We start from the raw sequence: 12,226 nt of genomic DNA on the forward strand, positions 1-12,226 counted from the left end.
GGCGGAATCCACGATGCGTGAAGGCTGGTGGGGCACGAAGCGGTGGCGCGGCCGGTGGGCGGCGTCGCCGGCGGTGGGCGATGGCCACCGCCGCTGGCGCCCGCAGCGGTGTGGGGGGCCGAGCCGTACGGGTGGTCGGGCCGGCGGCTGTGCCGTGCCCGCCGGGGCGGGGCCGGGCTGGGTGAGGGCGGCACCGACGCGGACGATGCTGTCCGCGGTGGGCCGGAGGACTGGGATGTGGCCCGACATCCGTCCGCCTTCTCGCCTGCCCTAAGCGTGCTCTACCAGGGGCTTTACCGTCTTGTCCGGTTAGCGACATACGCCCTGGTGTCGGGCCGCGCCGGGCGCGGGACAGCCGATCGGAAGCTCGCCGACAGCGCGCTGTGCTGGACTACCGGCGTGCCGCGAGCCGACGACAGGTGGTGTCCTTCGCCTGTCGCGCCGGCCTCATGTAGCCGGCCTGACCCGTCCCCGTCACGGCGCCGTGCCCGCCACGGCCCAGGCCCGCGCGGTGAGCCGGATCGAGCCGTCCGGCTCGATCGGCAACTGGGCGGCCAACAGGTCCCGCAACGCCGCCCGTTGCGGCTCGCCAAGCGAGGTGACGTACGACGGGGCGCTGCCCTGCCCGCCGAGGAACGGCCGCCAGTAGTCGTCGAAGTCGGCGAACACCGTCGGCACGTCCACCGGTCGAACCGACACGTCCCGCAGGCCGGCGTCCACCCACAGCTCCCGCAAGGGGCCGGGCCGGCACACGGTGAAGCGACTCGCCTCGTCCCGCCCCGCCGCGGCCGGGTCGAGGTGGGCGACGGCGGCCCAGAAGTGCCGCATCATCGCCATGCCCTCCGTGTAGTCCCACACGTAGGCGGACACCACCCCCGCCGGCCGGACGACCCGGGCGAACTCGGCCACCGCCCGCGCCGGCTCGGGCACGAAGTTGAGCGTCAGCCCGCTGACCACCACGTCGACGGCACGGTCGGCCACCGGCAGAGCGCGGGCGTCACCGACGTGGAAGCTCGCGCGCGCATCCTGGACGCGGGCACGCGCCTGAGCGATGAAGCCCGCCGAGGGGTCGATGCCGGTGATCCGGGCGGGATCGGCCTCGCCGAGGACCGTCGAGGTCAACGCGCCGGTGCCGCAGCCCACGTCCAGCCAGTGCCGCCCGGGTGCCACGGCCAGTCCGCGTACGAAATCGCCCGCGACCAGGCTGCTCCACCGACCCACGTACGCCTCGTACGCATCGGCGTCCGCCCACACCGGGTGTGTCATGTCCGCACGATACGACAGCCGCCCGTGGCGCAGGTGTGCAGCGCCTCGTTGCGCCGGGTTGGCACACTGCCGCCGTGACGATGATCCGGACGTCGACGGTGCACAGGGTCCACGCGTGGCAGCGCATCCTGGTGGTGACCGCGCTGGTGGCCTCCGTGGTCAGTCTCGGCTGGACGTACCAGACCGGGGGCGACACCTTGCGTTTCCGGATCGGGTGGGTCGCGGTCGCGCTGACCGTGGTCCCGTTGTTCGTCGCGCGGCGGCGGCAGTTCACGTACGCCTGCCTGGCGGTGGGTGTCCCGTTGCTCGTCCTGGCCTGCGGGCCCGTGCCGGACGGGATCCTGCCGGCGCTGCTGGTCCTGCTGGCGACCACCGCGGATCCGCGCTGGTCGCCGTGGCGGGCCCGGCTGTCGGTGCTCGTCGGCGCGGCGCTGGTAGTCGTTCCGGTCGTGGCGTCGGCCGGAGCGGTGCACGACTCGCTGACGTCCCCGCCGGTGGGCTTCGTCGTCCACACCGATGCGGGTTCCGGGTTCACCAATTTCGTCGAGCCGGGAGACTCGAGCGTGCGCGGCCTGCAGACCCGGTACACCGACGGCGACGAGGGCCCGACCAGCTTCGTCGAGTTCGAGCCCGGACTGTCGGCCGACGGGCAGGACCGGTTGCGCCGCCGACTGGCGGAGGCGCCCGGCGTGACGAGGATCTGCTCGTGGTACCGGAACAACCACCTGCGCTCCGCCTGCTGACCCGGGACCACGCGTGGCCACGCGACGGACGTGGTTACTGTCGAGCCATGCCGCTGCGTCCGGATGAGGTCGAGGTGTTCGAGCGCTCCAGGGGCCGCCTGGAGGCGATCGCCTACCGGCTGCTGGGCTCGGCAAGCGACGCCGAGGACGCGGTGCAGGACACGTTCCTGCGCTGGCAGGCCGCCGACCGGGAGCGCGTCGAGACGCCTGAGGCGTGGCTGACGAGGGTGCTCACCAACCTGTGCCTCAACCAGCTCACCTCGGCGCGCGCCCGGCGGGAGACCTACGTCGGCACGTGGCTTCCCGAGCCGGTCCTCGCCGGGGACCGGATGCTCGGCCCGGTCGACACCGTCGAGCAGCGCGAATCGGTCTCGATGGCGGTGCTCACCCTCATGGAGCGGCTGTCACCCAACGAGCGCGCGGTGTACGTGCTGCGCGAGGCGTTCGGCTACCCGCACGGTGAGATCGCCGAGATCCTCGGCGTCAGCGAGTCGAACTGCCAGCAGATCTACCGGCGTGCCAAGCAGCACGTCACCGTCGAGCGGGCGCATGCCGACGTCGACGACGCCGCCGCGCGGAGGATCGTCACGGAGTTCCTCACGGCGGCCAACAGCGGCGAGGTTCAGCGGCTGGTGGAGTTGCTGACCGGGGACGTGACCAGCGTCGGCGACGGCGGCGGCAAGATCCCGGCCCGCACGACGCCGGTCGTCGGCGCGCTGGCGGTGGCGAAGTTCCTGCGCGGTCTGTTCCGGCCCAGCGACGTCAAGCGGAACCTGGTGGGCGGCAGCCCCGCCCTCTACGCCGAGGTCGTCAACGGCGGCCCCGCGGTGGTGGTGGTGACCGGCCAGCAGGTCGTCGGCGTCATGTCCCTGGAGGTGACACCCCAGGGGGTCGCGGCGATCCGCGTCCAGGTCAACCCCGACAAGCTCGAACGCGTCACCCGCCAGTGGTCCGTCGCCGCACACTCCGAACCACTCCTGCACGTCTGGTGACCCAGGTCATAGCCGGCTCCTGTCAGCAATCTCGTCGCTGTCCGGTTCAGGTAGCGACCATCGCCGAGACAGGAGTGCCGCCATGAAGCACCGCATCGTCGTCCTCGGAGCCGGCTACGCCGGAGCGATCGCCGCCGGCCGCCTCGCCCGCCGGTTGCACCCCGACGACATCGAGATCACCGTCGTCAACGCCGAGGCCGACTTCGTCGAGCGGGTCCGCATGCACCAGCTCGCCACCGGCCAGGACCTCAAGCGCCACGAGCTGAGCCAGGTGTACGCGGGCACCGGCGTGCTGATGCGACGGGCCCGGGTCACCGCCGTCGACGTCGACCGCAGGACCGTCGCGCTTACCGACGAGCGCGGCGCCGACGAGATCGCGTACGACACGCTCGTCTACGCCCTCGGCAGCGCCGCCGCCGACCACGGCGTGCCCGGTGTCGCCGAGCACGCGTACGACATCGCCGGCCGGCCGTCGGCGCTGCGGCTGCGTGACCGCCTCGCCCACCTCGCGGCCGGCGCGACCGTGCTCGTCGTCGGCGGAGGCCTCACCGGCCTCGAAGCGGCCACCGAGATCGCTGAGGCCCGGCCCGACCTCGACGTCGCGCTCGCCACCCGCGGCGGCCTCGGTGACTGGCTCACCGGGAAGGCGCGACAGCACCTGCGGGGCGTCGCGGCCCGGCTCGGCATCACCGTCCACGAGCACACCGACGTCGCCCGGGTGGAGGCGACCGGCGTCGTCACCGGCGACGGTCGGACGATCCCGGCGCAGGTGACCGTGTGGACGGCCGGCTTCGCCGTCCACCCCATCGCCGCCGCCACGACCCTGACGGTCGCGGCCACCGGGCAGATCGTCGTCGACGACACCATGCGCTCCGTTTCGCACCCCGAGGTGTACGCCGTCGGCGACGCCGGGCTCGCCGACGGGCCGGGCGGCAAGCCGCTGCGGATGTCCTGCGCCTCGGGAACCCCGATGGCCTGGCAGGCGGCCGACGCCATCGCCGCCCGGCTGACCGGTCGGGTGAAGATCCCCAAGGCCCCACTGCGCTACTTCAACCAGTGCATCAGCCTCGGCCGCCGTGACGGCATCATCCAGTACGTGACCGCCGACGACCGGGCCAAGCCGTCCCTGCTCACCGGACGGTTGGCGGCCCGCTACAAGGAGGTCGTGTGCAGGGGCGCCGCCTGGAGCATCGCCCACCCGATCCCGTACCCGGTGCGCCGCCGCCGCGTCACCACCACCCGGACGGAGAACGCCGCGACGGTGTCGTGACGGGCCAGCCGGGGCTCGCGGTGAACCCTGCGGTCCACGCTTGACCCGATCGTCATGCTGGAACGTGAGACACACGTCCCCGCGCCACCCGAGGAGAACTCGTGCGCAAGCCAGTCAGGACCGCGGCCGTCCTCGTCGGGCTCGGCGTCGGCGCCGCGGCCGGCCCGTCCCTCGGGCCGGCCGCCGTCTGGTCCGGTGTCGCGATCGCCGCCCTCGGCGTGGCGCTCTCCCTGGTCGGCACCACGGAGTCGAGTCTCGTCGAGGACGGCCTGGTCGACCGCGACGCTGGCAGCGAGGCGGCGGCCGGCGCGACGATGGTCGCCGAGCAACGACGGCGGAAGCGACAGACGCCGACCCTCAGCGGCCTGGGTACCCGGGTGGAGCAGATCCTCGACCTCGCCGAGAAGCAGGCCGACGACCACCGCGCCGTCGCGCGGCTGGAAGCGGAGGGCATCGTGACCGCCGCGCGACGGGAGGCGGAGACAATCCTGAACCGGGCCCACGAACAGGCTGCCGGGATTACCGGTACCCGCTGGGAGCCCTCTCCGATACCGCCCGCCCGAGCGGCGGCGGACGACGATCCGAGCCGTCACGCCTGACGTCCACGAGACGGGCTACGGAAAGGGATTCATGTTGGGTAGTGTCTGCGTCGCTACTGCACGTGCATAACACCGGCATCCCTCGCCGCGCAGTCGATCGGAAGGACGGCATGGCCAGCATCGAGCAAGTCAAAGCCGCGCTCGCCCAGGCAGCCGAGCAGAGCAACACGACGACAAGCCAGATCCGGGCCACCATCGAGGGCACGGAGCAGGTGCTAGCCCGACTGCGCGCAGTCGCCGCCGGCACCGGGCACCCCGCCCTCTCCGAGGCCATCGCCCGAGCCGAGCAGAGTAAACAACGCCTGATCGAGGCAGCCACCACTCTCCAGGGCAGCACTGCGGCAGCCCGGCAGTACATCAGCATTCTCGGCTGACCGTGAGCATCGGCGAGGTCAAGGCCGCGCTCGGAGAAGCGAGCCAACTGCTCGACCAGGGCAGGACCACGGTCGAGAGTGTCGGCGATTCCCTGAATGAGGCTGCTGGGCTCATGCTTGCGACCCTGCATGACAGTCAGCGTGATGAGGCGGCGAAGGCTCGCAAGGCCGTCACCGAGGCGATGCGCGAGGTAAAGCTGACCCTCCGCGCCGTCACCGCCGCACAGGAGAGTGGTAACGAGTTCGGGAAGGCGTTGGGGTGAGCAGCCTGCTTGCTCAGGTGGTGGCCCAACTCAAGTCCACGATCGAGCGGCTGGACGCCGTCGCATTGCAGGCGGACCGCGCCGCAGCGGATGTCGCCGAAGGAAGCGCCCGGTACGCCGACGTAGGCAGGGGCACCGACCATCCAAAGCTGCGTGCGGCGGTGAGCCAGAGTCGGGCCGGGGCGGACAAGGCCCACCGGCTCGCCCGGCTGAGCAGTGACGCGGCCCGGAACATCGCCGACTTCCTGAACGCCATCGCTCCCGGGTCAGTGCCGCGATCGACGGCAGCCGCCACGGGACCACCGTCCGGTGAGGATCTCCTGGCGGACAATGATCGCCGTGATCTGGCTCGCGCCAAGGCGCGGGGCTGGGTCAACCGCTCCCTACGGAAAGCTGACGATCTCCAAGAGCACGCAGCCAACGCCACCGACAAGACACAGAAGTTGATCAAAGTGCTTACTAACCCTAAAGGTCCTTCAGGGACACAATCAACGGTTACTGGCACCCCTACGGTTCCGGGTTCGGCACCTCGGGCAAGGATCGATGGTGCGGAGGCTGCGGGAAATCTCGTGGTAGTCGGCTTGCTGGCGGGTGTGGCGGCAAGCCGACTGGCAGCGGTAACCGGCAAACTGATTGCGAGGTTTTGGAGACGTGGACGTTAGTGCACTCAGCAATCTGATTCGGGCGTTGGCCCGAGCTGACTGGGATGCCGCCGATGCCTTGGTAGGCGAGATCGGCGGGAGCGGCTGGGTCGGCGGCCTCCAGGTCATAGGGGCTGCCTTCGCCCTCGCCGTCCACCGGCGCTTCGAGCCCGAAGCTACCCCAAGCGAGGTGGCTGCCTGGGTGTCGGCAACCCGCGCGCAGTACGAGGAAGGCGACACCCTGCCAGTCCTGGAAATGGAGGGGCTCATCCGTGCGGCCCTCGGCGAAGAGGAACTGGCCGACAACATCCCCGCCGACACCATGATCGCGGCTGAGGTCTTCGTCCTCGGGCAACTACTTCTTGAGGCAAAGATGTCACCTTCCGAGCTTGACGGTTTTGTGAACGAGGCGGAACAACTCGCAGCCGAGTACCTGTAGGCATCCGGCGTCGCTAACGCAGAGCACCAGCTTCCGCAACGACGCGCGGGGCAGCGGATCAACCGCTGCCCCGCAGACCCTGGCAAGTCAGTGCGACGCCCTGATGCTGCCGATGAACGTGTCCCAGGCCGCCGGTTCGAAGCTCAGCATGCCGGCGTCGGGGGCCTTGGAGTCGCGGACGTCCACCTGAGCGCCCCGGTCCCGCACCTCGACGCACTGACCGTTGCTGCCGGACCGGCTCGACGTGCGCCAAGCGCTACGTTGCATCCTCGCTCAACTCCTTGATGAACCTGATCGACTCGGTCGGCGACATAGCCAGGGTCCTCAGATTGTCGTACGCCGCCGACAGCCGCGCCATGTCACGGCTCGACTCCAGGAACAATTCGCCGGCAAGAGTCTCGATGTAGCCCAGCGGCGGATCGTCCGGCTCGAAGGCAAGCAGCGCAAAGCCACTGCCGTCCGCCAGATGGGCGCCGGCCTCGAAGCGCAGCACCTGGATCGTGACGTTCGGCAGCCGGCTCAGCGTGACCAGGTGGTCGAGCTGCTCGCGCAGCACAGCCGGACCGCCGACCTCGGTCCGCACCGACGCCTCGGAGAGGATGGCGTGCATCCGCAGCGGTGTCGGCTTGCGGTGCAGCACCTCCTGCCGCGTCATCCGAGCGGCGACCCGCTCCTTGACGCCTTCGGGGTCGGTCTCCCGGCCGATGAGGTTGACCTCGCGGGCGTACGCCTCGGTCTGGAGTAGACCCGGCACCAGCATCGGCTCGAAGTTCTTCAGCTCGATGGCCTCGGTCTCGTAGGCGATGTAGGTGGCGTACTTGCCGCCGAGGCGCTGCCACCAGCCCTCTTCGCGCAGGCCACGCGCCTGCTCCAGCAACGACGTGCCGGGCTCCTCGTCAATCTTGATGCCGTACGCGACCAGCAACTCCATGACGTCGCCGACGCGAGGCTTGATCTCGCCGGACTCGATCCGACTGATCCGCGACGGCGAGCAGCGGACGACCCCCGCGGCGCCGTCACCGGTCAGTCCCTTTGCTTCACGTAGCTTGCGCAGCTCCCGGCCGAGCCTGCGGGAGCGCGGTGTTGCAGGAGTGAATCGAGGCATGCGCATATGGTGCACCACCATCACTCTATTGTCTTGCATCAACCTGACGCAGGTCGATGTTGATCACCGCAAAAGCTTGCCTTGCATCACTTGATGCGCAACCCTGATTACTACACGCAACGAGCAGATTCCAGGGTGTGCTGGTCGGTGAAGGGTCGCGTTGCGTGACCCACGCCAGGAGGTGAGGTGATGCGTGATTTCCGGAGTGACGGCGATGGTATTCGGAGGGCTGGTGCCGGGGTTTCTGCTCGGGCTGCTGGCGTTCAGGGTGAAAGCAAGGTGGTGCCCCCACTGCGGCCAGCAAACCCAGCCGCTACCCGAGGGACGCGACCGGTGACCGGGCCAGCGCCGGAGCGCGACGAGCCCGTCGGGCGGCGGGTGGCCCGGTGGCGGGCGCGCCGTCGGATGACCCAGCAGATGCTCGCCGACCGACTCGGCAAGTCGAAGAGCTGGGTCGACAAGGTCGAACGCGGCGTACGCGGCCTGGACCGCTACTCCGTCGTGCAGGACATCGCCGAGGTGCTGCGCGTTGACCCGGCCGTCCTCCTCCACCCCCGCACACCACCGGCGCCGGTCACCGGCATCGACGGCATCGACGCCGTCCGCGCCGCCCTGGCCCACTACCACCACCGGCCCACCCGCATCCTGCCCGCCGACGAGGTCCAACGCCAGGTGGCGTACGCCTGGCTCAGCTACCAGCACGCTCACTACGCCCCACTGCTGCGGGCGCTACCCGCGCTGCTCGACGCCGCTCACGCCACACCCGGCCTACTGGTGCCCACGTACCGGATCACCGCCTGCGTACTCATCAAACTCGGCGAGCCCGACCTCGCCTGGCTGGCCGCCCACCGGGCCGTCACTGCCGCCACCGGCGACCCCGTCTGCGTCGGCGCCGCCACCATCAGCGTCGCCCAGGCGCTACGCGCACTTGGCCGCGACCGACTCGCCCTCACCGCGGCCCTCGCTGCCACCGGCACCGCAGCCCACAATGGGGTACGCGGAACACTGCTCCTCCAGGCCGCCATGGCTGCAGCCGCCTGTGCCAAGCGCCGCCGCGTCGAGGACCTGCTCGACCACGCCACCGCCCTGGCTGACCGCAACACCGGGAACGACGACCCCCACCACACCGCGTTCGGCCCGAGCGCCGTGCTGCTCGCCCGCTTTCTCACCGCCCTGCACCTCGGCGACACCGACCACGCCGTGCACCACCACGAGCAGACAATCCGCCGCGACGACTGGCCTCGACTGCCCGCCGAACATCGAGCCGCCCACCTCATCGACGCTGCCCGCGCCTACCTCGATCTCGGCGAACTCTCTGCCGCCGCACGCTCCCTCGCCGACGCCGACACCATCGCGCCCGCCGAAGTCCGCTGCCGCCCTGCCGCCCGTACCCTCATCGCCGAGATCGCTCACAGCGGCCCCGCAGCCACCCACGTGGCGCGATTGGCCACGCTCGTCGGACTCACCCGATAAGGGCGGATCTGCTCGGCGACCTGATCCGGGCGGCGCGCCGCGCCCCGCAGACCGGTGAGATCCGGTCCGTGGAGCGCGCGAGGAGCAGCCTGTGCCGCCTCAGTGGACGGTGGCACACAGCGCCGTTTCGACGCTCTCGTTCACCGCGGCGAGCATCTGCTCACCGGTCGGCAGGCCGGTCACCGCGACGACGGCGCTGCGGCCATCCTCGGTGACGAGGTTGCGGGTCTCGAAGCCCTGGATGTCGCCGCCGTGACCCCAGCCGTCGCCGCCGCAGGGCAGCTCGTGCCGGGCGATGCCCAGCCCGTACTCGTACTCGCCGGTCGGCTCGAAGCCGGGCGCGGGCACGGTCGTCATCATGGCCGCCTGCTGCGCGGGCTTGAGCAGCCTGCCACCGACGAGCGCCTCGAAGAAGGTCCGCAGCTCGTCCGGGGTCGAGACCAGTTGGCCGGCGGCCCAGCCCAGGGACGGGTCCATGTCGGTGACGTCCACCCACTCAGCGTCCGGGGCCACCGCGACGTAGCCGTGTGGGTGCGTGCCCCGAAGGCGCTGCTCCCCGACGCCCGGCCAGTACGTGTCCCGCAGACCGAGCGGCCTGATGATGCGGTTGGTGATCTCCTCTCCGATGGGGCGTTCGGTGACCTGCTCGACGATGAGCCCGGCGAGCACGTAGTTGGTGTTGCTGTACTCCCACTTCGCCCCGGGCGCGAAGTGCGGGGCGTTCGTGAGGGCGGCGTCCACCAGCCGGCGCGGCTGGTAGTACGAGTGACTCTTGTCGACGAGGTCCTGCGGCTGGGTGAACAGCACGTCGTCGTAGTCGGGCAGGCCGCTCGTCTGCTGGAGCAGCTGGCGTACGGTGATCGCGCCGCCGTCGTTGCCGTTGCCCCGCACGACGCCGGGCAGGTAGTGCTCGACCGTGGCGTCCAGGTCGATGCGGCCCTCCCCCACCAACTGCAAAACGACCACGGCGGTGAAGGTCTTGGTGTTGCTGCCGATGCGGACCTGGCCGTCGCGGGGCACCGGGCCGTGCGACCGGAGGTCACTGACGCCGGCGGTGTAGTCGCGGACGCGTCCGCCGGTCCCCCGCACCGAGGCGAGCACGCCGGGAAAGCCCTCCTCGCTGACCAGGCGGTCCAGTTGCCGCTGCACGGTGTCGCGTGGGCCGGCGGGCCGACCGGATTCGGCGGCGAACGCCGGGGGTCCGGTCAGGACGGCGACGGCGGCCAGCGTCCCGGCGGCTGCCCGCAGGGTCCGGCGGCGGCGGGTGGACGTGCGCTCTTGCAGGGGCATGACGGCTCCTCGGTATCGAACTCGCTTGACGCCATCAATGGTTCAAGGATTCCGATGCCGGGACGATCCCTCCTGCTGCCCTCCTGCGGTACCGCCTGCGCTACCCCGTTGCGGCGGGGGGAGGCGGTCAGGCCGACGCGGAGGGCGCCAGATCGCGTCGGCTGAGGGCGGCGCGCAACCCCAGCCCCTCGGCGGCGAGGTTCTCCCGCCCGCCCTGCTCACGGTCGATCGCGCACACCACGGTTTCGATCACCGCGCCGCTGGCGCGCAGTTGCCGGCACGACGCCAGTAGCGCCCCGCCCGTCGTGACCACGTCCTCGATCACCACGACGCGCCGGCCGTCCACCGGGCCGCCCTCCGCCGCCTTGCCGGTGCCGTACTCCTTGGCCTGCTTGCGAACGAAGACCGTCGGCAGCCCGGTCAGCTGTGACATGACGGTGGCGATCGGTATGCCGCCCATCTCCATCCCGGCCAGCACGTCGCACTCCGGCAGCAGGGCGACCATCGCCTCGGCCACGTCGCGCAACAGATCGGGCTGCCCCTCGAACAGATACTTGTCGAAGTACTCGGGGCTCACCTGACCGGATCGCAGCCGGAACGACCCGGTCAGGTGACAGGCTTCGTACACACGACGCGCGAGGGAGGACGGCACGCCCCTCAGCCTCGCATCCGAGCTGACGCGATCAGTACCTGACCCCGTCAACGAGGAAGGGCGACGCGGGCTCGGGCGGCCGTCCACCGACGGCCCTTCGGCAGGCCGTGGCGGGCGCGCTGAGCGAAGGCTGAGTCGCAGCCCCGGCCGTACCTCGGACCGGTCCCGCTCCGCGTCGACCGACCCGGTCGACGCGGAGCGGCTTCATCGACCGCTAGAACCCACTCCACGGGCGGGCCGAGCACTTCCAGGTCTTTCCGTCGTTGTGCGAGACGCAGACCACGACGACCTTCCCGAGAATGGGCAGCCCGAGGGTGAAGATGTGGATCCTCGTCTTCAGGTACGGCACGCCCGACTTCTCGGCGATGTCGCCCAGCGCCCACCCGGCGTCCGGCCCCTGCACGCTCGCCACCCGGCGCAGCGAGTCGACGTCCTTGCCGTCGAGCAGCGTCTCGATCTCCTGCGCCGAGGGCTCGCGGTCGCCGGTCAAGGTGTCCACGGCGTACGGGCCGTCGGCGGCGACGCCGTTGGCCTTCTCGAAGGCAGCCTTCATCCCGCCCACCGTGGTGTCGCCGCCGAGATCGAGGCTGAAGGTCTGGTCGCCCCGGCGCGACTGGATGCACTCCCAGTAGGACTTGCCCGAGGCCATGCACATGGTCAGGCACCACTCCCGGCCCCCCGGCACCGACGAGGCGAACAGCAGGGCTGTCGCTGTCCCGCTGTCACCCCTGCCGTCGTACACGCCGTCGGCCAGGTCGGCCATCGTCGTGCCGAGGATCTCCCGGCCGCCCGGCATGGCGCCCACGACCGTGACGCCGTCGACCTTCTCGCCGGCGACGAGCGCCGCGAGCTGGTCGGCGGTGAGATCCCGGCCTCCGGCGTCGACGGCCAGCACCGTGTCCAGATCACCGACGGGCTGACCGGTCAGGTCCTCGAACTGCCGCAGCATCATCCCCGGAGCACCGGGCTGGTCGGTGACCGTCGTCCTGGCCGTGTCCTCGGCGGCCTGCGACGGCGCGTACGAGGCCACCAGCCCGACGACGAGTGCCGCGGTGACGACGGTGGCACGCTTGGCGATGTCCCGCAGAGCTCTCATGGCGTCCTCATCTCGGTGACCGC

At 70.9% G+C, this 12,226-nt stretch carries 15 protein-coding genes; 9 read left to right on the forward strand and 6 right to left on the reverse strand.

Annotated elements, in window-relative coordinates; all coding sequences use genetic code 11:
- Positions 1-474: 474 nt before the first annotated feature.
- On the reverse strand, positions 475-1,266 hold the full coding sequence (locus ACFYPH_RS09165) for a class I SAM-dependent methyltransferase (protein WP_387180390.1): 792 nt from the start codon (positions 1,264-1,266) through the stop codon (positions 475-477).
- A gap of 74 nt (positions 1,267-1,340) precedes the next feature.
- Between ACFYPH_RS09165 and ACFYPH_RS09170 the strand changes: the two genes are divergently transcribed.
- From ACFYPH_RS09170 to ACFYPH_RS09205, 8 genes are all read left to right on the forward strand, one after another.
- Positions 1,341-2,009, forward strand: a complete 669-nt coding sequence (locus tag ACFYPH_RS09170) for a hypothetical protein (protein ID WP_387180393.1) — start codon at positions 1,341-1,343, stop codon at positions 2,007-2,009.
- Between the two features lie 47 nt (positions 2,010-2,056).
- Entirely contained in the window at positions 2,057-3,001 is a 945-nt protein-coding gene (locus tag ACFYPH_RS09175) for an RNA polymerase sigma-70 factor (RefSeq protein WP_387180396.1), read from the forward strand.
- Between the two features lie 82 nt (positions 3,002-3,083).
- Positions 3,084-4,271: an NAD(P)/FAD-dependent oxidoreductase gene (locus tag ACFYPH_RS09180; RefSeq protein WP_387180399.1), complete on the forward strand. Its 1,188-nt coding sequence runs from the start codon at positions 3,084-3,086 to the stop codon at positions 4,269-4,271.
- A gap of 101 nt (positions 4,272-4,372) precedes the next feature.
- The gene (locus tag ACFYPH_RS09185; protein ID WP_387180401.1) at positions 4,373-4,870 is read left to right on the forward strand and encodes a DivIVA domain-containing protein; all 498 of its coding nucleotides are present in this window, start codon (positions 4,373-4,375) and stop codon (positions 4,868-4,870) included.
- A 110-nt stretch (positions 4,871-4,980) separates the two neighbouring features.
- Complete coding sequence (locus ACFYPH_RS09190; RefSeq protein ID WP_387180404.1) at positions 4,981-5,244, forward strand: hypothetical protein; 264 nt, start codon at positions 4,981-4,983, stop codon at positions 5,242-5,244.
- Between the two features lie 2 nt (positions 5,245-5,246).
- Positions 5,247-5,507, forward strand: a complete 261-nt coding sequence (locus tag ACFYPH_RS09195; RefSeq protein WP_387180407.1) for a hypothetical protein — start codon at positions 5,247-5,249, stop codon at positions 5,505-5,507.
- A complete protein-coding gene (locus ACFYPH_RS09200) occupies positions 5,504-6,169 on the forward strand; it encodes a hypothetical protein (RefSeq protein ID WP_387180410.1) in 666 nt (221 codons plus the stop codon). Before ACFYPH_RS09195 ends, ACFYPH_RS09200 begins: the two co-directional genes overlap by 4 nt.
- Positions 6,159-6,587: a hypothetical protein gene (locus ACFYPH_RS09205; RefSeq protein WP_387180412.1), complete on the forward strand. Its 429-nt coding sequence runs from the start codon at positions 6,159-6,161 to the stop codon at positions 6,585-6,587. Before ACFYPH_RS09200 ends, ACFYPH_RS09205 begins: the two co-directional genes overlap by 11 nt.
- A gap of 87 nt (positions 6,588-6,674) precedes the next feature.
- On the opposite strand, the gene ACFYPH_RS09210 is transcribed toward ACFYPH_RS09205, so the two are convergent.
- Together ACFYPH_RS09210 and ACFYPH_RS09215 are read right to left on the reverse strand one after the other, a co-directional pair.
- Positions 6,675-6,854: a DUF397 domain-containing protein gene (locus tag ACFYPH_RS09210; protein ID WP_387180415.1), complete on the reverse strand. Its 180-nt coding sequence runs from the start codon at positions 6,852-6,854 to the stop codon at positions 6,675-6,677.
- The gene (locus ACFYPH_RS09215; protein WP_387180418.1) at positions 6,844-7,692 is read right to left on the reverse strand and encodes a helix-turn-helix domain-containing protein; all 849 of its coding nucleotides are present in this window, start codon (positions 7,690-7,692) and stop codon (positions 6,844-6,846) included. Before ACFYPH_RS09215 ends, ACFYPH_RS09210 begins: the two co-directional genes overlap by 11 nt.
- 333 nt (positions 7,693-8,025) lie before the next feature.
- Here ACFYPH_RS09215 and ACFYPH_RS09220 point away from each other — a divergent pair, with 333 nt between their 5' ends.
- The gene (locus tag ACFYPH_RS09220) at positions 8,026-9,165 is read left to right on the forward strand and encodes a helix-turn-helix domain-containing protein (RefSeq protein ID WP_387180421.1); all 1,140 of its coding nucleotides are present in this window, start codon (positions 8,026-8,028) and stop codon (positions 9,163-9,165) included.
- 99 nt (positions 9,166-9,264) lie between these two features.
- Here the strand turns inward: ACFYPH_RS09220 and ACFYPH_RS09225 are convergent, their stop codons facing one another.
- From ACFYPH_RS09225 to ACFYPH_RS09235, 3 genes are all read right to left on the reverse strand, one after another.
- Positions 9,265-10,455, reverse strand: a complete 1,191-nt coding sequence (locus tag ACFYPH_RS09225) for a serine hydrolase domain-containing protein (protein ID WP_355064112.1) — start codon at positions 10,453-10,455, stop codon at positions 9,265-9,267.
- Between the two features lie 127 nt (positions 10,456-10,582).
- Positions 10,583-11,107 carry an orotate phosphoribosyltransferase gene (gene pyrE, locus ACFYPH_RS09230; protein WP_355135226.1) on the reverse strand — a complete coding sequence of 175 codons (525 nt, stop codon included), beginning with the start codon at positions 11,105-11,107 and terminating at the stop codon, positions 10,583-10,585.
- Positions 11,108-11,321: 214 nt separating this feature from the next.
- A complete protein-coding gene (locus tag ACFYPH_RS09235; RefSeq protein ID WP_387180426.1) occupies positions 11,322-12,203 on the reverse strand; it encodes a hypothetical protein in 882 nt (293 codons plus the stop codon).
- Positions 12,204-12,226 lie beyond the last annotated feature (23 nt).

This window comes from Micromonospora sp. NPDC005252, assembly GCF_042872475.1.
GTDB lineage: Bacteria > Actinomycetota > Actinomycetes > Mycobacteriales > Micromonosporaceae > Micromonospora.